21 protein-coding genes are annotated in these 21,881 nt (G+C 71.0%); 11 read left to right on the top strand and 10 right to left on the bottom strand.

Going from position 1 to position 21,881, the window contains the following annotated elements:
- Nucleotides 1-19: 19 nt before the first annotated feature.
- Nucleotides 20-622, bottom strand: coding sequence for a class F sortase (locus OU415_RS17975; protein WP_270950014.1), 603 nt, complete (start codon nucleotides 620-622; stop codon nucleotides 20-22).
- Complete coding sequence (locus OU415_RS17970; RefSeq protein ID WP_270950013.1) at nucleotides 619-2,025, bottom strand: MSCRAMM family protein; 1,407 nt, start codon at nucleotides 2,023-2,025, stop codon at nucleotides 619-621. Before OU415_RS17970 ends, OU415_RS17975 begins: the two co-directional genes overlap by 4 nt.
- Before the next feature lie 423 nt (nucleotides 2,026-2,448).
- Between OU415_RS17970 and OU415_RS17965 the strand changes: the two genes are divergently transcribed.
- Complete coding sequence (locus OU415_RS17965) at nucleotides 2,449-3,240, top strand: Bax inhibitor-1/YccA family protein (protein WP_270950012.1); 792 nt, start codon at nucleotides 2,449-2,451, stop codon at nucleotides 3,238-3,240.
- 172 nt (nucleotides 3,241-3,412) lie between these two features.
- On the opposite strand, the gene OU415_RS17960 is transcribed toward OU415_RS17965, so the two are convergent.
- Both OU415_RS17960 and OU415_RS17955 read right to left on the bottom strand, forming a co-directional pair.
- Nucleotides 3,413-4,633: an acetyl-CoA C-acetyltransferase gene (locus OU415_RS17960; protein WP_270950011.1), complete on the bottom strand. Its 1,221-nt coding sequence runs from the start codon at nucleotides 4,631-4,633 to the stop codon at nucleotides 3,413-3,415.
- A 186-nt stretch (nucleotides 4,634-4,819) separates the two neighbouring features.
- The gene (locus OU415_RS17955) at nucleotides 4,820-5,740 is read right to left on the bottom strand and encodes an SGNH/GDSL hydrolase family protein (RefSeq protein ID WP_270950010.1); all 921 of its coding nucleotides are present in this window, start codon (nucleotides 5,738-5,740) and stop codon (nucleotides 4,820-4,822) included.
- A 240-nt stretch (nucleotides 5,741-5,980) separates the two neighbouring features.
- Here OU415_RS17955 and OU415_RS17950 point away from each other — a divergent pair, with 240 nt between their 5' ends.
- The 3 genes from OU415_RS17950 (at nucleotide 5,981) to OU415_RS17940 (ending at nucleotide 9,775) form a co-directional block, all read left to right on the top strand.
- Nucleotides 5,981-7,348: a cystathionine beta-synthase gene (locus OU415_RS17950; RefSeq protein ID WP_270950009.1), complete on the top strand. Its 1,368-nt coding sequence runs from the start codon at nucleotides 5,981-5,983 to the stop codon at nucleotides 7,346-7,348.
- Between the two features lie 102 nt (nucleotides 7,349-7,450).
- Nucleotides 7,451-8,530: a hypothetical protein gene (locus OU415_RS17945; RefSeq protein WP_270950008.1), complete on the top strand. Its 1,080-nt coding sequence runs from the start codon at nucleotides 7,451-7,453 to the stop codon at nucleotides 8,528-8,530.
- A gap of 105 nt (nucleotides 8,531-8,635) precedes the next feature.
- Nucleotides 8,636-9,775: a cystathionine gamma-synthase gene (locus OU415_RS17940; protein ID WP_270950007.1), complete on the top strand. Its 1,140-nt coding sequence runs from the start codon at nucleotides 8,636-8,638 to the stop codon at nucleotides 9,773-9,775.
- Nucleotides 9,776-9,829: 54 nt separating this feature from the next.
- On the opposite strand, the gene OU415_RS17935 is transcribed toward OU415_RS17940, so the two are convergent.
- Nucleotides 9,830-10,072, bottom strand: a complete 243-nt coding sequence (locus tag OU415_RS17935) for a hypothetical protein (protein ID WP_270950006.1) — start codon at nucleotides 10,070-10,072, stop codon at nucleotides 9,830-9,832.
- Nucleotides 10,073-10,257: 185 nt separating this feature from the next.
- Between OU415_RS17935 and ilvA the strand changes: the two genes are divergently transcribed.
- The gene (ilvA, locus tag OU415_RS17930) at nucleotides 10,258-11,469 is read left to right on the top strand and encodes a threonine ammonia-lyase (RefSeq protein WP_270950005.1); all 1,212 of its coding nucleotides are present in this window, start codon (nucleotides 10,258-10,260) and stop codon (nucleotides 11,467-11,469) included.
- A 155-nt stretch (nucleotides 11,470-11,624) separates the two neighbouring features.
- Here ilvA and hppD read toward each other — a convergent pair whose 3' ends face one another.
- A complete protein-coding gene (gene hppD / locus OU415_RS17925) occupies nucleotides 11,625-12,770 on the bottom strand; it encodes a 4-hydroxyphenylpyruvate dioxygenase (RefSeq protein WP_270950068.1) in 1,146 nt (381 codons plus the stop codon).
- Nucleotides 12,771-12,984: 214 nt separating this feature from the next.
- Here hppD and OU415_RS17920 point away from each other — a divergent pair, with 214 nt between their 5' ends.
- The gene (locus tag OU415_RS17920; RefSeq protein ID WP_270950004.1) at nucleotides 12,985-13,473 is read left to right on the top strand and encodes an Lrp/AsnC family transcriptional regulator; all 489 of its coding nucleotides are present in this window, start codon (nucleotides 12,985-12,987) and stop codon (nucleotides 13,471-13,473) included.
- Nucleotides 13,474-13,584: 111 nt separating this feature from the next.
- On the opposite strand, the gene greA is transcribed toward OU415_RS17920, so the two are convergent.
- Both greA and OU415_RS17910 read right to left on the bottom strand, forming a co-directional pair.
- Complete coding sequence (gene greA / locus OU415_RS17915) at nucleotides 13,585-14,073, bottom strand: transcription elongation factor GreA (protein ID WP_270950003.1); 489 nt, start codon at nucleotides 14,071-14,073, stop codon at nucleotides 13,585-13,587.
- 192 nt (nucleotides 14,074-14,265) lie between these two features.
- On the bottom strand, nucleotides 14,266-14,703 hold the full coding sequence (locus OU415_RS17910; protein ID WP_270950002.1) for a DUF4307 domain-containing protein: 438 nt from the start codon (nucleotides 14,701-14,703) through the stop codon (nucleotides 14,266-14,268).
- 190 nt (nucleotides 14,704-14,893) lie between these two features.
- Here OU415_RS17910 and mca point away from each other — a divergent pair, with 190 nt between their 5' ends.
- On the top strand, nucleotides 14,894-15,775 hold the full coding sequence (mca, locus tag OU415_RS17905; protein ID WP_270950001.1) for a mycothiol conjugate amidase Mca: 882 nt from the start codon (nucleotides 14,894-14,896) through the stop codon (nucleotides 15,773-15,775).
- Nucleotides 15,772-16,116, top strand: coding sequence for a hypothetical protein (locus tag OU415_RS17900; protein WP_270950000.1), 345 nt, complete (start codon nucleotides 15,772-15,774; stop codon nucleotides 16,114-16,116). Before mca ends, OU415_RS17900 begins: the two co-directional genes overlap by 4 nt.
- Nucleotides 16,117-16,220: 104 nt before the next feature.
- Here the strand turns inward: OU415_RS17900 and xylB are convergent, their stop codons facing one another.
- Both xylB and OU415_RS17890 read right to left on the bottom strand, forming a co-directional pair.
- Nucleotides 16,221-17,600 (bottom strand): xylulokinase, encoded by a 1,380-nt coding sequence (gene xylB / locus OU415_RS17895; protein WP_270949999.1) that lies wholly within the window; start codon nucleotides 17,598-17,600, stop codon nucleotides 16,221-16,223.
- Between the two features lie 33 nt (nucleotides 17,601-17,633).
- A complete protein-coding gene (locus tag OU415_RS17890; RefSeq protein ID WP_270949998.1) occupies nucleotides 17,634-18,452 on the bottom strand; it encodes a DeoR/GlpR family DNA-binding transcription regulator in 819 nt (272 codons plus the stop codon).
- 270 nt (nucleotides 18,453-18,722) lie between these two features.
- Here OU415_RS17890 and OU415_RS17885 point away from each other — a divergent pair, with 270 nt between their 5' ends.
- From OU415_RS17885 to OU415_RS17875, 3 genes are all read left to right on the top strand, one after another.
- Nucleotides 18,723-19,229 (top strand): DUF4232 domain-containing protein, encoded by a 507-nt coding sequence (locus OU415_RS17885; RefSeq protein WP_270949997.1) that lies wholly within the window; start codon nucleotides 18,723-18,725, stop codon nucleotides 19,227-19,229.
- 82 nt (nucleotides 19,230-19,311) lie between these two features.
- Complete coding sequence (locus tag OU415_RS17880) at nucleotides 19,312-21,324, top strand: thioredoxin domain-containing protein (protein WP_270949996.1); 2,013 nt, start codon at nucleotides 19,312-19,314, stop codon at nucleotides 21,322-21,324.
- Between the two features lie 45 nt (nucleotides 21,325-21,369).
- Nucleotides 21,370-21,867, top strand: a complete 498-nt coding sequence (locus OU415_RS17875) for a GNAT family N-acetyltransferase (protein WP_270949995.1) — start codon at nucleotides 21,370-21,372, stop codon at nucleotides 21,865-21,867.
- The last annotated feature ends 14 nt before the right edge of the window (nucleotides 21,868-21,881 follow it).

Here is a 21,881-nt window from a genome sequence, read left to right as displayed (position 1 = left end):
CCCTTCTCGTCGTCGCGGGTCAGGCCGGGGTGGCGATGACGATGCGGTTCTCGTCGTAGCCGAGGTCGCCGCCGACGTAGCGGCCACCGCAGGTCACCAGGACCAGGCGGTGCTCACCGCCCTGGCCGAACAGCTCGCCTGCCCGGGACGGCAGGTCGTCCTTGTGCACCGTGACGACCTCCGACACCTGGTAGCGCCACTCCTCGCCGCTGTCGTCGACGACGGTCACCGGCTGGCCGGGAGCGGAGTCCCACAGCTCGGCGAACGGTCCGACCGCGCCCTTCCAGTTGACGTGCCCGGCCAGCACCGTCGCGCCCTTCGGCGCGTCGAGCCCGGCGCCCCACCAGGTCGCCTCGTCGACGCCGTCGGGCACCGGCAGCGTGCCGGACCGGTCGATCTCCTTGCGCACGAGCTCGGCCGTGCCGCCCTGCGGCAGCCGGATGGTGCCCGGCGGTTGTCCCGCCGGGACGTGCACCGGCTGCACGGGCAGATCGCGTGGAGCCGCCGCGGCGGTGGTGGTGGCGGGTTCGGTGACCAGGTTCCCGGCGACCAGCACGGCCGCCGCGACCAGGGCGATCACCGCGGCCGCCACCACGAGGAACAGGGAACGGCGCCGGGTCACTGCTTCCGCGCCCCGATCCGCCGGCGCAGCGCGAAGCCGGTCCCGCCGATCACGGTCACCGCGGTCAGGCCGGCGAGGCCGAGCAGCCCGGCGGGCACGCCGGACTCGGGCGTCGGGTCACCGGCCGGGATGCGGATCGGCACGGTCGGTGTGTTGGGCTTGTTGACCAGGCTCAGCTCCAGCGTCCGGCCGCCCTCGACGGTGCCGGTCACCGACGGCGGGTTGGCCTCGTCGAACGCTTCCTCGTAGCCCGGTGCGGGCTTGACCTCGACGATCTTGATCTCCTGCGGGGTCCGCAGGTCGGCGATCTCCGCGGTGCCGTCGTCGCCGGTGACGACCACGGCGGGCTGGCCGTCCTCGCCGACCAGCGGCGTCCCGTCCTGGCGCACGGCGGGGGAGCCGTCCGCGGCGGTCACCCGCAGCGAGACGCCGGCGATCCCGGCCTGGCTCTCGGAGTCGGTCTTGCCGACCTTCACCACGCCCGGCGCGGTCACCGCGGTGGTCTCGGCCTCGACGGAGAGCTCCTGCTCGCCGCCGGTGGACACCACGCGCTGGGTGGTGTCGGGCTGGTTGACGGCCTGCCGCACGTACGGCCGATCGGCCGGGGCGGACAGCTTCCCGGTGATCTTCGGGTTCGGCCCGGTCGGGGTCACCTGGAGCTTCAGCGGGCTGCCGTCCTCCGGCGTGGTGACCGCGCCGTCGTCGCCGACGCCCTCGATCTCGACGTCGGTGGGGGACAGCTGCACCGGCACGCCGCCGATGCCCTTGCCGTCGGTGCGCTGCACGGTCAGCGTCCACTCCGCGGCCTGGCCGATGGTCTGCTCGCCCTCCGGGGCGGTCAGCTCCGCTTCCCACGGGCCGCGGTTCTCGCCGGCCTCGGCCTTGAACGACTCGACCTTGGCCTTGGCGCTCTCCGGGAGCTTGGCGAGGTGGGCGTCGGCGTCGTAGGCGATCCGGGTGAAGTCGTTGTCCGGGTCCAGGTCGGCCTGGCTGCGCGGCGCGGCGGTCCAGGAGTGCAGCAGGTGCGCCAGCGCGGCGGCCTCGTCGGGCGACTGGGTGTTGCCGTAGCGCAGCAGCAGGTAGGAGATGTCGGCTGCGGTGTCCTCGGGGATCGCGGTGCCCCACTTGGTCTTGAGCTCGTCGCCCGGCTGGTACTCCTCGCCGCTGTCCGGCGCGGTCAGCGCGAACTGCACGCACCACACCTGCTGGCCGTTGACGAGGTAGGACCCCAGCCAGTCGCGATCGGGTTCCGGGTTGTTCCGGTACGGCTGCCCGGGCCGGGTCTCGTGGCCGACCGCCTCCTGCGGGTCGGCGCTCGCGGCACCGGGGACCGCCAGCAGGCTCCCCCCGGTGAGCACGGCGGTGCCCAGCACCGCCGTGACCCACTTCTTGAACATGCGCATGCGTGCTCCAGTTCTGGTGGAAGTGATCCGGCGCCGCGCGTTCGTTCCGCTGAACCCCGACCAGGAATCGCGCAGCTGCCCAGCGCGATACTTCCGATCACTGAGCGTGGCGACAAGAGGTCATACGGTGGACGAGGACGGTCACGCGGTGTGGAGAACCGGGCATTCGCGACGGGTTCTGATCACCCGTTGAGCCGAGTCGTGTGGCGGCGCTCACTCATCGGTGATCACCGGTTGCACCGGCGCGAAAAGGTTGGCGACGCGATGTGATCGACATCGCGCGAAAATCGATACCGAGTAGTTTCCGGGGGAGATGGGGAGATCCCCGATCGGACGGTAAAGTCGGCTTTACCGAACCGGGAACCGGTCAGCGCTCCTGAGCGTTGTTCCGAGTGACGGCGCAAGCACGCCCAGGAGGATGAGTTGCGCACAACGAGCAACCCCGCGTTCCGCAACCTGCCGACGACCGGCGGTTACGCGAACTTCAACTACGGCCAGGGGCAGGCCCCCTCGCCCTTCGGCGAGGCGACCGCCGCGCCGCCGCAGGCCTCTCGGCCGATGACGATCGACGACGTGGTCACCAAGACCGCGATCACCCTCGCCCTGGCGGTGGTCACCGGCACGCTGACCTACTTGGTGGGCCCGTCCGCCGTCGCGCTGGCGCTGCCGGCCGCGATCATCGGCCTGGTGCTCTCGCTGGTCATCATCTTCAAGAAGAAGGTCAGCCCCGGGCTGGTCATCGCCTACTCGGCGGTCGAGGGCGTGTTCCTCGGCGGGATCAGCTTCATGTTCGCCAGGTGGGTCGGGAACCCGGGCATCATCATGCAGGCCATCGCGGGCACCATCGGTGTCTTCGCGGCCATGCTGGTGGTCTACAAGACGGGCGCCATCCGGGTCACCCCGAAGCTGACCAAGTGGATCATCGGTGCGGCCGCCGGTGCCGCCGTGCTGATGCTGGTGAACCTGATCGCCAGCTTCTTCACCGCGGGCGGCCTGGGGCTGCGCGACGGCGGCATGCTGGCCATCGGATTCAGCCTGCTGTGCATCGGCATCGCCGCGTTCAGCTTCCTGCTGGACTTCGACGCGGCCGACCAGGCGATCAAGAGCGGCGTGGACGCCAAGTTCTCCTGGTACATCGCCTTCGGCCTGATGACCACCCTGGTCTGGCTCTACCTGGAGATCCTCCGCCTGCTCTCGTACTTCCAGCGGGACTGAGGAACTTCCCAGCGCGAAACGGGGCGCCGCTGTCCACTTCGGACGGCGGCGCCCCGTTCTGTTCGCGGTGTTGTTTTGCCTGGTAGGTGCCCGTGAGCACTTTGTGTTGCTATAGCACCCCAAAGTGCTCACGGGTCCTGACCAGGCCGGACGTTCTGCGCTGGCGGAACCCTCAGCTGAGGCGCTCGAGGACCATGGCCATGCCCTGGCCGCCGCCGACGCACATGGTCTCCAGGCCGAACTGCTTGTCGTGCCACTGCAGGGAGTTGATCAGCGTCGTGGTGATCCGGGCGCCGGTCATGCCGAACGGGTGGCCCACCGCGATCGCACCGCCGTTGACGTTCAGCTTCTCCAGCGGGATGCCCAGGTCCTGGTAGGACGGGATCACCTGGGCGGCGAACGCCTCGTTGATCTCCACCAGGTCGATGTCCCCGATGCCCATGCCGGCGCGCTTGAGCGCCTGCTTCGACGCCTCCACCGGACCCAGGCCCATGATCTCCGGCGACAGCCCGGAGACGCCGGTGGACACGATCCGCGCCAGCGGGGTCAGGCCCAGCTGCTTGGCCTTGGTGTCGCTCATGATCACCAGGGCGGCGGCGCCGTCGTTGAGCGGGCAGCAGTTGGCCGCGGTGATCCGGCCGTCCGGGCGGAACACCGGCTTGAGGCCGGACACGCCCTCCTTGGTCACGCCCGCGCGCGGGCCGTCGTCGGAGTCGACGACGGTGCCGTCCGGGGTGGTGACCGGCGTGATCTCGCGGGCCCAGAAGCCGTTGGCGATCGCCTTCTCGGCCAGGTTCTGCGAGCGGACGCCGAAGTCGTCCATCTCGTCGCGGCTGATGCCCTTGACCCGCGCCAGGTTCTCCGCGGTCTGGCCCATCGGGATGTAGACGTCCGGCACCAGGTCCAGGGTGCGCGGGTCGGTCCACGAGTCCGCGCCCTGCTCGGCGGTCTGCTGGGTGCGGGCCTGGGCGTCGGCGAACAGCGGGTTCTTGGTGTCCTCGAGCGAGTCGGAGTTGCCCTTGGCGAACCGGGAGACCATCTCGACGCCGGCGCTGATGAACACGTCGCCCTCGCCGGCCTTGATCGCGTGCAGCGCCATCCGGGTGGTCTGCAGGCTCGACGAGCAGTAGCGGGTGACGGTGGTGCCGGGCAGCTGGTCGTAGCCGAGCAGCACCGAGACCACGCGCGCCATGTTGTAGCCCTGCTCGCCGCCGGGCAGGCCGCAGCCGAGCATCAGGTCGTCGATCTCGTTCGGGTCGAGCTCGGGCACCTTGTCCAGCGCGGCGCGGACGACCTGCGCGGTGAGGTCGTCCGGGCGGAGGTCCTTCAGCGACCCCTTGCCTGCGCGGCCGATGGGGGATCGCGCGGTGGCGACGATGACTGCTTCGGGCATGGGAACTCCTTCGTCCGCGGTCGTGGGCGCGAATCGGTGACCTGCCGCGCGTGGCCCGCACGACTTGACCTACTGGTCGGTCACTTTAAGGCCGGATACCCCATCTTGGCGGTGATGGCAGTCACGGAACAAGAGCACAACCGACCGTTTGGTATGTCGTGGCGCACGCCACGCGGATCGAGCCCTTCAGCGCGAGCGGCGGTGCAGGTGGCGGTTCAGGCCGGCCACGATGCGACTGGTCGGGCGACGGGCCTCGGCCGCCTTGGACCGGGTCGGCGCAGCAGGCATCGGCCCGCCCTCCCACTCGCCGATCGCCGCGCACATCGCGGGCAGCAGGATCGCCGCCGCGGCCTCGTACCCGGCCGCCGACGGGTGGAACCGGTCCGGGCTGAAGAACTCGCTCGGCCGGGCCAGGAACTCCGGCGACAGCAGGTCGGCCAGCGGAACGGCGCGCCCACCGGAGGCCTCCACCACCCGGCGCTGAGCGCGGCCGAGAGCCAAGCTCCACCGCCGTGCGACCGACCGCAGCGGCTGCGGGATGGGCCGGATCGCGCCCAGGTCGGGGCAAGTGCCGACGACCACCGCCACATCGGCCTCGACCAGCCGCCGCACCGCATCGCCCAGCAGCTCGGCGCACGCCGAGACCGCCAGCTTCGAGGTGACGTCGTTGGCCCCGACGATGATCAGCGCCAGCCTCGGCGGCCGCACCAGCACCGCGTCGACCTGCGCGGACAGCTCCTGCGAGGTGGTGCCGACGATGGCGCGGGTGGTCAGCGCGACCGGCCGGTCCAGCTCCTCGGCGAGCCCGCGCGCCAGCCGCACCCCGGGCAGTTCGGCCGGGAAGTCCACGCCCAGCCCGGCCGCGGACGAGTCGCCGAGCACCGCGAACTCCAGCGGCTCGACGTCGAGCAGCTCGTAGCGCGGCACCGGGCCGGTGCCGTCGGGCAGGTGGACGCCGTCGGCGCGCACCGGTTCGTTGCTCGGCGGACCGATCACCCGCCGCGCGTACTTGGACTGACCGTTGAGCAGCCCGTAGGCGGCGCCGGAGATCCCGCCGGCCGTGCCGGCTGCCAGCAGTGCGAGACGGAGCGCCTTCGCTGCGATCATGCGGCCCTCCCTGAACCGGGCCGTTCCGGGATCCACCGGTCGGCCGCGTCGAACGGGATGGGTCATGGTCACCCGCGTTCGCCCCGCGCGCGAGGCGAACGCTCCCGTTATTCGCAAGACGTCGGAGAACGCGAAATCGTTCCCGATCGGTGTGTCGCCGGGAAGGTCCGATGAGTTACCCGGTGACCTGCCGATTAGGCTCGACGCAACACAGCAGTTCGGAAGGATCGAGGACCGAACGTGGACTACGTCGAGCACGTCACCGACCTGGTGGGCAACACCCCCTTGGTGCGGTTGAACGCGGTGGCGACCGGCCAGGCGAAGGTGCTGGCCAAGGTCGAGTACCTGAACCCGGGCGGCAGCGTGAAGGACCGCATCGCGCTGCGCATGATCGAGGTCGCCGAGGCCTCGGGCGAGCTGAAGCCCGGCGGGACCATCGTGGAGCCGACCTCCGGAAACACCGGAGTCGGCCTGGCCATGGTCGCCCAGCGCAAGGGCTACCGGTGCGTCTTCGTCTGCCCGGACAAGGTCAGCGAGGACAAGCGCAACGTCCTCAAGGCCTACGGCGCGGAGGTCGTGGTCTGCCCGACCGCGGTTCCGCCGGAGCACCCGGACTCCTACTACAGCGTCTCCGACCGCCTGGTCGAGGAGATCGACGGCGCCTGGAAGCCGGACCAGTACTCCAACCCGGCCAACCCGGAATCGCACGTGCACTCCACCGGCCCGGAGATCTGGGCGCAGACCGAGGGCAAGGTGACGCACTTCGTCGCCGGCGTCGGCACCGGCGGCACCATCTCCGGCACCGGGCAGTACCTGAAGAAGGTCTCCGGCGGGCAGGTGCGCGTCGTCGGCGCCGACCCGGAGGGCTCGGTCTACTCCGGCGGCAACGGCCGTCCGTACCTGGTGGAGGGCGTCGGCGAGGACTTCTGGCCGACCACCTACGACCGGGAGATCTGCGACGAGATCGTCGCGGTCTCCGACGCCGACTCCTTCGAGATGACCCGGCGGCTGGCCCGCGAGGAGGCGCTGCTGGTCGGCGGTTCCTGCGGGATGGCGGTCGCGGCGGCGCTGCGGATCGCGGAGACCGCCGACCCGGACGACGTGATCGTGGTGCTGCTGCCCGACGGCGGCCGCGGCTACCTGACCAAGGTCTTCAACGACTCCTGGATGGCCTCCTACGGCTTCCTGTCGCCGGACCACGCCGGTGGTTCGGTCGGCGACGTGCTGCGCCGCAAGGACGGCACCATCCCGGCCCTGGTCCACGTTCACCCGAACGAGACCGTCGCCGAGGCGGTGGCGATCATGCGCGAGTTCGGCGTCTCGCAGATGCCGGTGGTGCGCGCGGAGCCGCCGATCATGGCCGCGGAGGTGGCCGGCGCGGTCAACGAGCGGGACTTGCTGGACGCCCTTTTCGCAGGTCGCGCGAACCTCGCCGACCGGATCGAGGAGCACATGTCCCCGCCGCTGCCGACCATCGGCGCGGGCGAGGAGGTCAGCGCCGCGATGACCGCGCTGGCCGGGGCCGACGGCGCGATGGTGCTCATCGATGGGAAGCCCGCCGGCGTCGTCACACGTCAGGACGTTCTCGGTTTCATCGCCGGGCGATGACGAGTTGTTACGGAATGGCACTACGCTGCTGATCCATCAGATAGCGTGTGCTCTCGAATGCCCAGGCTTTCGCATTACGCCCCGAGGGAGTAGGACAACCCGATGAGCTCTCCGCAGCCGCCGGACGGCGGTCAGCAGGGTTCGGACCCCATCTCGAACCGGATGGACCCGCAGGACCCCAACCAGGCCGGCAGCGACGCGACTCAGGTCGTGAAGCCCGTGCAGTCGCAGGGGCAGGCAGCGCAGCCGCCGTCCGACTCGACGCAGGTCGTTCCGCCGTCGATGCAGCCGCCGCAGCCGATGTACCAGCAGCCCGGCCTGTCCGGCCAGGGCGGTGCGGCTGAGGCGACTGCGATGGTGCCGCCGTCGATGCAGCCCCCGCAGCCCATGTACCAGCAGCCGGGCACCCAGAGCCAGCCGGGCGGCTTCCCGGCCCAGCCGCAGCAGTCGGGCCCGCCGAGCGGCGGCTTCCCGGCCCCGCAGGCCCAGCCGGGCTACGGGGCCCAGCCCCCGGCCGCCTACGGCCAGGCCCCCCAGGGCCAGGGCAACAAGGGCCTGGCGCTGACCGTCGGTTGGATCGCCGCGGTCATCGGTGGTATCGCCGCGATCTTCTACCTGATCGGCACCTTCCTCCTCGGCAGTGCCTACGCGGTGTACGACCAGGCCAAGTCGTCGCTCGAGCAGCTCGGCAGCAGCACCGACGGCTTGCCGGAGCTGCCGTCGTACGGCCTGATGGTGACGATCTACATCGCGGTCACGATCGCTGCGATCGTGCTCTGCACCGGCGGCATCATGACCATCCTGCGGAAGAACGTGGGCCCGTTGCTGATCGTCGGCGCTGAGGCGCTGTACCTGATCTGCTCGGTAGTGCTCCTCTTCAGCGGGTACGTCCAGGGCGCCAGCATCATCGGAGCCATCCTGGGCATGCTCGCCGGCATCGCCATCGGTGTGCTGGCCATGCTGCCGGGTACCCGCGAGTGGGTCGCCGCTGGTGCGGGTGCCTCGGCTCCTGCGGCCGCCGGCGGCTACGGCGCGCCGCAGGGCTTCGGCCAGCCGGGTCAGCCCGGTCAGCCGGGCCAGTTCGGCCAGCCGCAGCAGGGCTTCGGCCAGCCCGGCCAGCAGCCGGGTCAGCAGCCCGGCGGCTTCCCGCCGCCCGGTGGCCCCCAGCCGCCCCAGTGGTGACCAGCTGAGCTGACGCGAAGCGGCCCCCGACCGGTCCGGTCGGGGGCCGCTCTGCGTTCCGGGGTCGAGTCGGCCGATCGGCCCACAGGTCGTACGCTGCTCGTCATGAGTGATGGCTTTGCCACCCGCGCGATTCATGCGGGGCAGGAGGCGGATCCGACGACCGGTTCGGTGATCGTGCCGATCCACGCCACGTCGACCTACGCCCAGGACGGGGTGGGCGGCATGCGCGGGGGTTACGAGTACTCGCGCACCGGCAACCCGACCCGCACCGCGCTGGAGCAGTGCCTGGCCGAGCTGGAGGGCGGTCGCCACGGGCGCGCCTTCGCCTCCGGCATGGCCGCCACCGACGCGGTGCTGCGCGCGACGCTGCGCCCGGGTGACCACCTGGTCATCCCGGACGACGCCTACGGCGGCACGTTCCGGTTGATCGACAAGGTCCTCACCAGCTGGGGCGTGGAGTACACCCCGGCGCAGGTGTCCGATGTGGACGCGGTGCGGGCGGCGATCCAGCCGAACACCAAGGTGATCTGGGTCGAGACCCCCACCAACCCGCTGCTCAACATCGCCGACATCGCCGCGCTGGCGCAGGTGTCCCGCGAGGCCGGCACGAAGCTGGTCGTGGACAACACCTTCGCCTCGCCGTTCCTCCAGCAGCCGCTGGAGCTCGGCGCGAACGTCGTGGTGCACTCGACGACCAAGTACCTGGGCGGGCACTCCGACGTGGTCGGCGGTGCCGTGATCACCTCCGACGACGAGCTGGCCGAGCAGATCGCGTTCCTGCAGAACGGTGCCGGCGCGGTGCCGGGCCCGTTCGACGCGTTCCTCACCATGCGCGGCGTCAAGACCCTCGCGGTCCGCATGGAGCGGCACAGCGCCAACGCGGAGCGGATCGTCGCCGCGCTGGCCGGTCACCCCAAGGTCTCGAAGGTCCTGTACCCGGGCCTGGCGGAGCACCCGGGCCACGAGGTCGCGGCCAAGCAGATGCGGCACTTCGGCGGGATGGTCTCGTTCCTGCACGCCGACGGCGAGGAGGCCGCGCTGGAGGTCTGCGCGCGCACCCGCCTGTTCACGCTGGCCGAGTCGCTGGGCGGCGTCGAGTCCCTGATCGAGCACCCGGGCCGCATGACGCACGCGAGCACCGCGGGCTCGATGCTCCAGGTCCCGGCCGAGCTCGTCCGCCTTTCGGTCGGCATCGAGGAAGCCGACGACCTGGTGGAGGACATCCTCCAGGCACTGGGCTGATCTTCGAAAGTTCGCGCGGGCCGTCCATCCACCGGGTGGGCGGCCCGCGGTGTTTCAGCGCGCCAGGGCGGGTTCGCCGCTGCCCAGGTCTGCCGGGGGACGGGGGCTGATCGGGAGGTCGTCGGGCTGCAGGCAACCGCCGATCAGCTCGACCACGTCGTCGCGCACCCGGTAGGCGCCGGGGTCGTCGCACCCGGATTGCAGCACCGCGAAGACCGCCGCGCCGGACAGCGCAGCCGCCGTGGCCACGCCGGTGACCAGTGGGAGGACGCGGTTCGTCGAGGTCAGCTGCGACATGCGTCCTCCTGTCCGGTGGGTCTGCGGGGTGGTCCCGGGTCGCGGTGCTCGGCTGCCGGGAGTGCTCGACGGTCGCGCCCGGCCCCCTCCGCGACGCTGCGCCCGGCGCGCTGACCGGCCGCTCCTTCGAGGGTACCGAACGTGTTGCTCGAGTGACCGCCGATTCGCGGTGGCACGATTGGCGCATGCGGCTGGTCGACCTGGACCGGATCCGGGCCGCTGACGTCGAACTCGCCGGGATCGCGCGGCGAACCCCGCTCGAGCACTCCCGCGTGCTCGGCCAGCACCTCGGCGGCGACGTCTTCCTGAAGTGCGAGAACCTCCAGCGCACGGGCTCGTTCAAGCTCCGCGGGGCTTACGTGCGGCTGCGGGCGCTGGACGAGGCGCAGCGCGTGGCCGGGGTGGTCGCAGCCAGCGCCGGGAACCACGCGCAGGGTGTCGCGCTGGCCGCATCGCTGCTCGGGATCCGGGCGACGGTATTCATGCCGGAGCGCGCTCCGCTGCCGAAGCTGGCGGCGACCAGGGCCTACGGCGCCGACGTCCGGATGCACGGCGCGGTCCTGGAGGAAAGCCTCGCCGCGGCGCGGGAATACGCCCGCCGCACCGGCGCGGAGTTCATCCACCCCTACGACCACCCGGACATCGTCGCTGGTCAGGGGACTGTTGGTCTGGAGATCCTGGCGCAGCTGCCGGAGGTACGCACCATCGTCGTGCCGACCGGGGGCGGTGGACTGGTCTCCGGGATCGCCGCTGCGGTGAAGGCCGAGCACCCGCAGGTCCGGGTGCTCGGGGTGCAGGCGGAGCGAGCTGCGGCGTGGCCGGTCTCGCTGGCGGCGGGCAAGCCGGTGCGGTTGGCCGACACCCAGACGATGGCCGACGGCATCGCGGTCGCCGAACCCGGCCCGGTGCCGTTCGCGCACGTGTCGGAGCTGGTCGACGGGGTCCTCGCGGTCAGCGAGGAAGGGCTGTCGAGGGCGCTGCTGCTGTGCTTGGAGCGGGCGAAGCTGGTGGTCGAACCGGCGGGAGCGGCGGCGGTCGCGGCGTTGCTGGAGCACCCCGAGCAGGTCGTCGGCCCGGCGGTGGCGGTGCTGTCCGGCGGGAACATCGATCCGCTGCTGCTGCTCCAGCTCATCCAGCACGGCATGACCGCGGCGGGCCGCTACCTGTCGCTGCGCATCCGCATCCCGGACCGACCCGGATCCCTCGCGGGCCTGCTGGCCAAGCTCGGCGAGCTGACCGCGAACGTCCTGGACATCGAGCACTCGAGGATCTCCGGGGCCCTGGCGCTGGGCGAGGTGGAGGTCGAGATCTCCCTGGAAACCCGAGGTCCGGAGCACCGGGAACAGGTGATCCACGAACTCGAATCCGCCCACTACACCATCCTCGCCAACCGCTGAGGTGACCGCAGTTTCAATTGAAACTGCGCTCTCCCGGCGTGGCGGGCGCCCGGCACGCCGACGGGGGGGGTCGGGTGACCCCTCCTGTGGAGAACTTCCGCAAATTCAATGGAAATCGGAGGTCCAATTTCCATTGAATTTGCGGAGATCCCTGGTCAGAGGTTGCCTCGGCGCTCTTGCTCTCGCTCGATTGCTTCGAAGAGGGCTTTGAAGTTGCCCTTGCCGAAGCCGAGGGAGCCGTGGCGCTCGATCAGCTCGTAGAACACCGTGGGGCGGTCGCCGATCGGTTTGGTGAAGATCTGCAGGAGGTAGCCGTCCTCGTCGCGGTCGACGAGGATGCCGTGCTCCTTCAGCGTCTCGATCGGCACCCGCACCTCGCCGATGCGCGCGCGCAGCTCCGGGTCGTCGTAGTAGGCGTCCGGCGTGTTCAGGAACTCCACGCCGGCGGCCCGCATCGCGGTGACCGTCTTGATGATGTCGCCGGTGGCCAGCGCGATGTGCTGGCAGCCGGAGCCCCGGTAGAACTCCAGGTACTCGTCGATCTGCGACTTGCGCTTGCCCGCGGCCGGCTCGTTGAGCGGGAACTTGACCCGGTGGTTGCCGTTGGCCACCACCTTGCTCATCAGCGCCGAGTAGTCGGTGGCGATGTCGTCGCCGACGAACTCGGCCATGTTCACGAAGCCCATGACCCGGTTGTAGAACTCCACCCAGGTGTTCATCTGGCCGAGTTCGACGTTGCCGACGCAGTGGTCGACGGCCTGGAACAGCCGCTTGGGCGAGTCCGCGGGCTTGACGTAGCTGCCCCGCTGCTCGACGTATCCGGGCAGGTAGGGGCCGGTGTAGCGGCTGCGGTCGAGCAGCGTGTGGCGGGTCTCGCCGTAGGTGGCGATCGAGGCGGTGCGGACCGCGCCGTGCTCGTCGGACACGTCGTGCGGTTCTTCCAGCACGGTCGCGCCCTGCGCCCGCGCGTGCTCCACGCACTTGTCCACGTCGAGCACGTCCAGGGCCAGGTCGACGACGCCGTCGCCGTGCCGCCGGTGGTGGTCGGCCAGCGGGCTGTCCGGGTCGACGGCGCCTTTGAGCACGAAGCGCGCCGAACCGGACTTGAGCACGAACGCCTTGTGGTCGCGGTTGCCGTTCTCCGGTCCGGAGTAGGCGACCAGTTCCATCCCGAACGCCACCTGGTAGAACAGCGCGCTCTGGGTGGCGTTGCCGACGACGAACACCACCGCGTCGAGCGCCCTGACCGGGAACGGGTCCTTCGCGTCGTCGTGCTCGACGAGACCGACGAGGCGGCGCATCTGGTCGAAGGTCACGTCGTCGAGCTGTTCGGTCTGACTGCCGTGGTTGACGGTGCCGGTCACGATGGCCTCCCCCGGTTCGCTCCATCGGTGATGAGCTCAGCGTGCGCGGACAGGTCATCCTGGGCAACAGCGGTTGATTCCGGTGCGCAATCTGACCAGTATTCGATCGGAACTACTGGTTGGATCGGTCAACCTGAGCAGGAGATGTGACGTGGCTCCCAATGTCGAGGGTCTGGACGCGCTGGACGCGCGCCTGCTGCTGTTGCTGGCCGACGAGCCGCGCTTGGGCGTGCTGGAGTGCTCCCGCCGGCTGGGCGTCGCGCGCGGCACCGTGCAGGCGCGGATGGACCGGCTGGTGCAGCGGGGAATCCTGCTGGGCTTCCCGCCGGACCTGGACCTGGCGGCGATGGGCTACGGCCTGACGGCCTTCGCGGTCCTGGAGATCGCTCAGGGGCACCGGGGGGTGGTGGCCAAGCAGCTGGCCGCGATCGACGAGGTGTGCGAGGTGCACGCGACGACCGGGCAGGGCGACTTGTTCGTGCGCATGGTGGCCCGCTCCAACGCGGATCTGCAGCGGGTGATCGACGAAGTCGTCAGCGTGACCGGAGTGCGCCGCACATCGACGTCGATCGCTCTCTCCACCCCGGTTCCGCCCAGAGTCCGCCCGCTCTTGGAACGCCTCGCGGAAACGGGGGAATAAAGCACCGCGGGTGCCCGAAGTGGGGAACCCGCGGTGCAAGATTCGTTGAGTTCTCTGCAGAACTCGCTTTTCTCCTGTGCTTTAGCGCAACCGCTATCCGGTGCGGGAAAGTCAGCCGTTGAAGGGCTCGGCCTTGACCAGGGTGACCTTCATCGAGCCGCCGTTGGGCAGCTCGTACTCGCGGGTCTCGCCTTCCTTGGCGTCCAGCAGGGCCTGGCCCAGCGGGGAGCTCGGGGAGTAGACCTCCAGCTCTCCGTGCGCGCCCTCCTCGCGGGTGGCCAGCAGGAACTTCTCGGTCTCGTCCTCGCCGTCGTAGCGGACGGTCAGCACCGAACCGGGGCGGGCCACACCGGACTCGGTGGGCACGTCGCCGACCTTGGCGGTGCGCAGCAGTTCCTGCAGCTGGCGGATGCGGGCCTCGATCTGGCCCTGCTCCTCGCGGGCGGCGTGGTACCCGCCGTTCTCGCGGAGGTCGCCCTCCTCGCGGGCCTCGTTGATCTTCGCGGCGATCACCGGGCGGTTGGCCACGAGCTCGTCCAGCTCACCCTTGAGCCGGTCGTAAGCATCCTGGGTCAGCCAGGTCACCTGGGTCTCGCTCACGGTCACCACTCCTCGTCGACTGCGTCCCGCGACTCCTCGCGGGCCAATTGCATTTCCGCGCTATTTCTGGGCTCGATGGCCAAGTAACGGAAAAACACGGCCCGCGCGGGGCCGTGCCTGTGGTCGACGATAGCACGAACCTACACGCCGAGGGGCTGCATTTTCCCAGCGCCCGGCGTGGAACGCTTGTCTTCACCCAGTTGGCCGTAGGTGGTTGGACAAATATTCAGGAACGTTGTAGGTGCAGCCGTACACCTCCCCGGTGGCCGGTTGGGAGGACGTGCGCACCACAGTCTCCTGCCTGGTCACGCCATCCGCTGGTTGGATGAGGACTTCCTTGCGGCCGACCTCCAGGCCGGACTTGGCCCGGGAGCGCACCACGCACTCGGCGGGGCGCTGCGGATCGTCGCGCTGGACCTCGACCACGATGCGGACGGACTGGTCGTCGATGATCTCGAAGGCGACCTGCTTGCCCTCGATGGGAGCGGTGCCGAGGTTCTGGTAACCGACGTAGGTCGCACCGAGCAGGACGACGAACACGACCGCGAAGAGCAACCAGCGGAGCCCGGGGCGCGGTCGCTTCTTCGCGCGCGCCCCGTACCGGTCCTCGGGGATCTGCGGGTGCGTCACCGGCTCGGGAAGCCTTTCGCCTGCGGTCTGGCCGAGCCCCGCTTGTGGGGGCTGGCACTCGGTGCATCGGGCCCACCGGGAACAATGGAGCCCGACATCCACGTTAAGTATCCCTGGGGCGTCCTGCGGCCTGTGAGCGGGGCCGTGTTCAGGAGAGACGCTGCACGAGCATGGAGGGGACCACCGGGCGATGGCGGACAAGCTGCGGCTGATGACGGTGCACGCGCACCCGGATGACGAGTCCAGCAAGGGTGCGGCGACCACCGCGCGCTACGTGGCCGAGGGGCACGAGGTGATGGTGGTCACCTGCACCGGGGGTGAAGCGGGCAGCATCCTCAACCCGGCCATGGACCGGCCGGAGGTGGTCGAGAACCTGACCGAGGTCCGCCGCCAGGAGATGGCCACCGCGGCCGAGATCCTCGGCGTGCAGCACCGCTGGCTGGGCTTCGTCGACTCCGGCCTGCCGGAGGGCGACCCGCCCCCGCCGCTGCCGGAGGGCGTTTTCGCGACCACGCCGCTCGAGGTGTCGACCCGCGAGCTGGTGAAGGTCATCCGCGAGTTCCGCCCGCACGTGGTGATCACCTACGACGAGAACGGCGGTTACCCGCACCCGGACCACATCCGGTGCCACGAGATCTCGGTGGCGGCTTTCGACGCCGCGGGCGACCCCGACCTGTACCAGGACGCCGGGGAGACCTGGCAGCCGCTGAAGCTGTACTACTCGCACGGCTTCTCCCGCAAGCGCATGCACCTGTTCCACGAGGCGCTGCTGTCGCGGGGCATGGAGTCGCCCTACGGCGAGTGGCTGGCCAAGTGGGATTCGTCGCGCCCGGACCCGGACGAGCGGGTCACCACGCGCGTCGTGTGCGCCGACTACTTCGAGCAGCGCGATGACGCCCTGCGCGCCCACGCGACGCAGATCGACCCGACCAGCCGGTGGTTCGCGGTGCCGCTGGACATCCAGCAGGAGCTGTGGCCGACCGAGGACTACGAGCTGGTCCGCTCCCTGGTCGACACCACGTTGCCGGAGGACGACCTGTTCTCCGGTGTGCAGGAGAAGGTGTGCGCATGACTGCCCAGGAAACGGCGGCCTACGTGATCGCGCAGGCCCCGGTACCGCCGAACGACCCGGGCGGCCAGGGCGAGGACTTCGGCAAGTCCTCCCCGGTCGGCCTGGTCCTGCTGATCCTGTTCGCCATCGCGGTGGTCTTCCTGATCCGCTCGATGACCAAGCACCTCCGCAAGCTCCCGGTCTCGTTCGACGAGGAGAAGGCGGCCGCGGCAGCGCCGGCGAAGGTCAAGCGAGCCGAAGCGGCGAAGGCGAAGGCGGAAGCCGAAGCGGCGCCGGAAGGCGAAGCCCGGTCCGAAGCCGAGCCCAGCGAGGCGAAGCAGGGCAAGGACGAAACCCCCTAGCGGGGGCTGAAGAGCGGGGCCGTCCGGCAAGACCGGGCGGCCCCGCTCTCGTCTCACCCGTCGGTCGCAGCTGCTGAAGCCCTTCGAACAGCCCCGACGACGGATCAGTCGCCGTGGACCCGGGTGAAGGCTTCGCGGTGGTGCTCGCGGATGCGTTCGCCTGCCGAGGGGTCGGTGACGTCCAGTTCCGCCGAGCCGGTCAGAGGCCAGGTCGGTTGGTCGCCGGTCAGGGCCCAGGCCGCTTGGCGGGCTGCGCCGAGGGCGACGTACTCCGCGGGGGCGGGGACCGTGACCGGGACGCCGAAGACCTGGGGTGCTGCGACCTGGACCGCCTTCGACTGGGCCGCGCCGCCGATGAGGAGCACCCGGCGGACCTCGACGCCTTGTTCGCGGAGGGCTTCGACGCCTGCTGCGAGGCCGCAGAGCATTCCTTCGACCGCTGCCCGGGCCAGGTTCTGCGGGGTCATGTTGTCGCGGCGAAGGCCCATGAGCGTGCCGCTGGCGTTCGGCAGGTTCGGGGTGCGCTCGCCGTCGAGGTACGGCAGCAGGACGAGGTCGTCCGCTCCCGGCTCGGCCTGACATGCCAACCGGTCGAACTCGGCCATCTCCACGCCCAGCAGCGCGGCCGTCGAGGTGAGCACCCGGGCCGCGTTGAGCGTGCACACCAGCGGCAGGAACCGCCCGGTGGCATCGGAGAACCCGGCGATCGTGCCGGTCGGGTCGGCGCTCGGGCGGTCCGCCGAGGCGAACACCGTGCCGCTGGTGCCCAGCGACACCACGACGTCACCGGGGCCGATCGCCAAGCCCAGTGCGGCGCCCATGTTGTCGCCGGTCCCGGCCGACACGAGCTTGCCGTCCGGGGTGTGACCTGCGGGTTCGGCCGGGCCGAGGACTCGGGGCGTGCGGGGGTTGCGGCCGCCGAAGGCGGTGGCCAGCACGTCCGGGCGGTAGCGGCCCTCGCGGGGCGACCAGTAGCCGGTGCCGGAGGCGTCGCCGCGGTCGGTGACCAGCTCACCGGTCAGGCGCCAGGTCAGCCAGTCGTGGGGGAGCAGGACGTCGGTGACCCGGTCGGCCAGCTCCGGCTCGTGCTCGGCCATCCACCGCAGCTTGCTGACCGTGAAGCTGGCCACCGGCACCAGACCGACCGCGTCGGCGCAGGCCTGCGCTCCGCCGAGCTCCTCGGTCAGGTCGAGCGCGGCCTGCGCGGAGCGGTTGTCGTTCCACAGCAGCGCCGGGCGGACCACCTCACCGCCTTCGTCCAGCGCCACCAGGCCGTGCTGCTGCGCCGCGACACCGATGGCGGCCACGTCGTCGAGCAGTCCGCCGGTGGCGGTGGTGAGCGCGTCCCACCAGTCGGCCGGGTCGGCGACCGTGCCGTCCGGGTGCGGTGCGCGGCCCTGCCGCAGCACCTGACCGGTCTCGCTGTCGCACACCACGACCTTGGTGGACTGGGTGGAGGAGTCGACCCCGGCGACCAGGCTCATCGAGCGCCCTCCTCGGCCGAGCGGGCCGGGCTGTCAGCTGAGCGCATCGGTTCCCCCGTCTGGCTCGGGTATCGGCACGACGCGCACCTCGGTGTCGAAACCGCGCAGCGCGTCCAGTTCCGCCTCCGGTGTGGCGGCATCGGTGATGACCAGGTCGTAGGCGCCCACGTCGCCGTGCGCGAACGGGGAGGTCCGGCCGAACTTGGAGTGGTCGACCAGCAGCACGTTGCGCTCCGCGCGGCCGACGATGCGCTCCTTGATCTCGGCGTAGTCCCGGACCGGGTGGAACAGGTGGCCTTCGGTGACCGTCGTGGCCGACACGAACGACACGTCGGCGCGCAGCCCGGACAGCGCCTCCAGCACCTCCGGGCCGGTGCACGAGTCGAACTCGGCGCGGTAGCGGCCGCCCAGCAGCCCCACCTCGTGCCCGGCGCCGGCGAGGATCTTCGCGACGGTCAACGAGTTGGTGAACACCCGCAGCGACTCGACCTCAGCGACCCGGCGGGCCAGCGGGAACACCGTGCTGGAGTCGTCGATCAGCAGCGTCATGCCCGGCTCGACCTCGGCGGCGCCCGCGGCGGCCAGCGCTTCCTTCTCGGCGACCTGCAGGCTGACCCGGAAGCGCGTCGCGGTCTCCAAGGTCAGCGACGGGTAGGCGGTCACCCGGCCGCGCAGCTTGCGCACCAGCCGCCGCTCGACGAGCGCGTCGAGGTCGCGGTGCATCGTCATCAGGCTGACCTCGAAGTGCTCGGCGAGATCGGTGATGCGGACCTCACCGTGCTCGACGACCCGCCGCAGCTCGTCCTGCCGCCGCTGCTCGACGACGGCGTCCGGCGGCCGTGCCCTGCCCACCACGGCTACTCCCCGCGCATCGTCTTCGTCGACGTCAAAACCGCTCCCGAGGTCGCTCTCGCTCTTAACACATTTTCTGAGAAGTCCTCGTCCTACTCAAGCACGTCCAGGTATCGGAAGGAGGTTCAGCCCCAGGACGCGCGAGCGAGCACCGGGTTGCGCCGGAGTGGGCAATCAGACGATCGGGGTGACGTCGGCAACCGCCACCGCGCCGAGGCGTCTTCCGGGGTGAAAGGAACGAACCGCAGAGATCAACAGTGGAGCCTTTCCATGAGCACGTTCTTCCGCCGCAGTGCGTTCGGTGCCTCGCTCGCGGTCGCCGCGATCACCGGGTTCGGGTTCAACGCCTCCCAGGCGCTCGCGACGCCGCCGCCCCCGCCGCCGAGCGCCTGCGGGATCAGCGGCTCCTCCGGGACCATCGCGCAGGCCGACAGCACCGCGGGCCACACGCACTACCGCGTCACGCTAACGGCCAACGAGGGAACCTCGGCGTGCACGTTGTCCGGTTGGGCCGTCGAACCGACGTTCTTCCTCGGCAAGTCGCCCGTCGACGTGCAGCCCCAGCCCTACGGGCAGCCCGAGGACGTCGCCTTCGGCCCCGGATCCCCGGTCCACTTCGACGTCCAGGTGCCCAACAGCGGTGGCGCTGATCCCGCCGACCGCGTGATCTTCGAGCTCCCGGAGCTGGACGGCCCCGCCGGGACCAACGGCTGGGCGGTCGGCGACATCGCTGTCGGCGCAGGCACCCAGATCGGCCCGATCCAGCCCGGCGCCTGAGGCCCGGTCGCTGCGGGCGGGCCCGGTCGTGATCGGGCCCGCCCTGTGGTGGGGAGCCGGGGCCGAGTGGGAGGCTGGGCGCATGGCTAACCGGCTCGCGGGCGCGACCAGCCCCTACCTGCTCCAGCACGCCGACAACCCGGTCGACTGGTGGCCCTGGTCGCCGGAGGCGTTCGCCGAGGCCCGGCGCCGCAATGTGCCGGTCCTGCTGTCCGTCGGGTACGCCGCCTGCCACTGGTGCCACGTGATGGCGCACGAGTCCTTCGAAGACGCCGAGACCGCTCGGCTGATGAACGAGCACTTCGTCAACGTCAAGGTGGACCGCGAGGAGCGGCCGGACATCGACGCGGTCTACATGGAAGCCACCCAGGCCATGACCGGGCAGGGCGGCTGGCCGATGACCTGCTTCCTCACCCCGGACGGCGAGCCGTTCCACTGCGGCACCTACTACCCGGCGTCGCCGATGTCCGGGATGCCGTCGTTCCAGCAGCTGCTGGACGCCGTCGCGCAGGCCTGGAGCGGTCGCGGCGACGAGGTCCGCAAGGCCGCGAGCCGGGTGGTCGAGCAGCTGTCCGCGCAGCGCGCGCCGCTCCCGGAGACCATCTTGGACGACGAGGTGCTGGCCGGGGCGGTCTCCCGGCTGCACGCCGAGTTCGACGCCGCGCACGGCGGGTTCGGCGGCGCGCCGAAGTTCCCGCCGTCGATGGTGCTGGAGTTCCTGCTGCGCCACCACGAACGGCTCGGCGAACCGGGCAGCGGGCATTCGGCGCTGGAGCTGGCCAAGGACACCGGTGAAGCCATGGCCCGCGGCGGCATCTACGACCAGCTCGCGGGCGGGTTCGCGCGCTACGCCGTGGACAACGCCTGGGTGGTCCCGCACTTCGAGAAGATGCTCTACGACAACGCCCTGCTGCTCCGCGCGTACGCGCACCTGGCGCGGCTCGGCGATCCGCTCGGCGAGCGGGTGACCCGCGAGACGGCCGAGTTCCTGCTGACCGACCTGCGCACGCCGGAAGGCGGCTTCGCGGCATCGCTGGACGCCGACACCGAGGGCGTCGAAGGCCTGACCTACGTGTGGACGCCGGACCAGCTGCGCGAGGTGCTCGGGGCGGAGGACGGCGACTGGGCGGCGGAGCTGCTGGAGGTGACCGAGGAAGGCACCTTCGAGCACGGCGCCTCGACCTTGCAGCTCAAGCGCGACCCGGACGACGCGGCCCGCTGGCGGCGGGTTCGCGACAGCCTCCGCGAAGCCCGCGACCGCCGTCCGCAGCCGGGCAAGGACGACAAGGTCGTCACCGCCTGGAACGGCATGACCATCTCAGCGCTGGTGGAAGCCGCCGCCACGCTCGACGAACCGGCCTGGCTGGACGCGGCTGCTGCTGCCGCTGACCTGCTGCTCTCGCTGCACCTGGTGGACGGTCGGCTGCGCCGGACCTCGCGGAACGGGGAGGTCGGCACCGCCGCCGGCGTGCTCGAGGACTACGGCTGCTTCGCGGAGGGCCTGCTCTCGCTGCACCAGGCCACGGCCGACCCGCGCTGGCTGGACGCGGCCTGCGAGCTGCTCGACACGGCGCTGGACCAGTTCGCCGACACCGAGCACCCGGGAACCTTCCACGACACCGCGGCCGACGCAGAAGCGCTGGTCCGCCGCCCCTCCGACCCGACCGACAACGCGAGCCCCTCCGGGGCCGCTGCGCTCACCTCCGCCCTGCTCACCGCTGCCGCGCTCGCCGGCCCGGAGCGCACAGCGCGCTACCGCAGCGCTGCGGAGCAGGCGCTGTCACGCGCCGGACTGCTCGCGCAGCGCGCTCCCCGCTTCGCGGGCCACTGGCTCAGCGCGGCGGAAGCGCGCGCCCACGGGCCGCTGCAGGTCGCGGTCGTCGGCGCAGCCGACAACGCCGACCGGGCGGCGCTGCTCGACGCAGCGCGGCGGCGCGCCCCGGGCGGAGCCGTGGTGGTCGCGGGGGAGCCGGAGGCGACCGGCGTGCCGCTGCTGGCCGGCCGGCCGCTGGTCGGCGGAGCCCCGGCGGCGTACGTGTGCCGCGGTTACGTCTGCGACCGCCCGGTCACCGAACCCGAAGACCTGCCGCTGTAGGAAATCCGGTGGCCGCGGGGCGGGCGGGTTTGATCCACTGGGCAGGTGAGGATCCGCAACGTCGGGGAAGCAGAGCTGGGGCGGCTGCAGGAGATCGAGGTCTCCGCGGGGGAGGTGTTCCGGGAGGTCGGCATGCCCGACATCGCCGACGACCCGCCGCCCCCGGTCGAGGCCCTGGCCGAGTACCAGCGAGCCGGGCGGGCCTGGGTGGCCGAGGTCGATGCCGAGGTGGTGGCCTACGTCCTGGTCGAGCTGATCGACGGCAACGCCCACATCGCGCAGGTCAGCGTGCACGCCGACCACGCGCACCGGGGGATCGGCCGCCAGTTGCTGGAGCACGTCGAATCGTGGGCCCGGGAGCGCGGTCTGCCTGCGCTGACGCTCACCACGTTCCGGTCGGTGCCGTGGAACGCGCCGTACTACGCGCGGCTCGGCTTCCAGGAGATCGACGCCACGACCCCGGAGCTGGCCGCGCTCGTCGCCCACGAGGCGAACCTGGGCCTGGACCCGGCCAAACGGGTCTGCATGCGCCGAGACGTGTGAGCGGCGGGGGGGGG

The organism is Saccharopolyspora oryzae (assembly GCF_027853915.1).
GTDB classification, from domain to species: domain Bacteria; phylum Actinomycetota; class Actinomycetes; order Mycobacteriales; family Pseudonocardiaceae; genus Saccharopolyspora; species Saccharopolyspora oryzae.
Note: the sequence above shows the minus strand (reverse complement) of the source record. Positions and strands in the feature narration are given on the sequence as shown.

Bases quoted from the DNA above. Each gene is read 5' to 3' on its own strand.
- OU415_RS17955 (WP_270950010.1), bottom strand. From the start codon at position 5,740: ATGATCGCAGCGAAGGCGCTCCGTCTCGCACTGCTGGCAGCCGGCACG.
- ilvA (WP_270950005.1), top strand. From the start codon at position 10,258: ATGCGGCTGGTCGACCTGGACCGGATCCGGGCCGCTGACGTCGAACTC.
- hppD (WP_270950068.1), bottom strand. From the start codon at position 12,770: ATGCGCCGCCTCGTCGGTCTCGTCGAGCACGACGACGCGAAGGACCCG.
- OU415_RS17900 (WP_270950000.1), top strand. From the start codon at position 15,772: ATGACTGCCCAGGAAACGGCGGCCTACGTGATCGCGCAGGCCCCGGTA.
- OU415_RS17885 (WP_270949997.1), top strand. From the start codon at position 18,723: ATGAGCACGTTCTTCCGCCGCAGTGCGTTCGGTGCCTCGCTCGCGGTC.
- OU415_RS17940 (WP_270950007.1), top strand. From the start codon at position 8,636: ATGAGTGATGGCTTTGCCACCCGCGCGATTCATGCGGGGCAGGAGGCG.
- OU415_RS17880 (WP_270949996.1), top strand. From the start codon at position 19,312: ATGGCTAACCGGCTCGCGGGCGCGACCAGCCCCTACCTGCTCCAGCAC.
- OU415_RS17960 (WP_270950011.1), bottom strand. From the start codon at position 4,633: ATGCCCGAAGCAGTCATCGTCGCCACCGCGCGATCCCCCATCGGCCGC.
- xylB (WP_270949999.1), bottom strand. From the start codon at position 17,600: ATGAGCCTGGTCGCCGGGGTCGACTCCTCCACCCAGTCCACCAAGGTC.
- mca (WP_270950001.1), top strand. From the start codon at position 14,894: ATGGCGGACAAGCTGCGGCTGATGACGGTGCACGCGCACCCGGATGAC.
- OU415_RS17945 (WP_270950008.1), top strand. From the start codon at position 7,451: ATGAGCTCTCCGCAGCCGCCGGACGGCGGTCAGCAGGGTTCGGACCCC.
- OU415_RS17935 (WP_270950006.1), bottom strand. From the start codon at position 10,072: ATGTCGCAGCTGACCTCGACGAACCGCGTCCTCCCACTGGTCACCGGC.
- OU415_RS17970 (WP_270950013.1), bottom strand. From the start codon at position 2,025: ATGCGCATGTTCAAGAAGTGGGTCACGGCGGTGCTGGGCACCGCCGTG.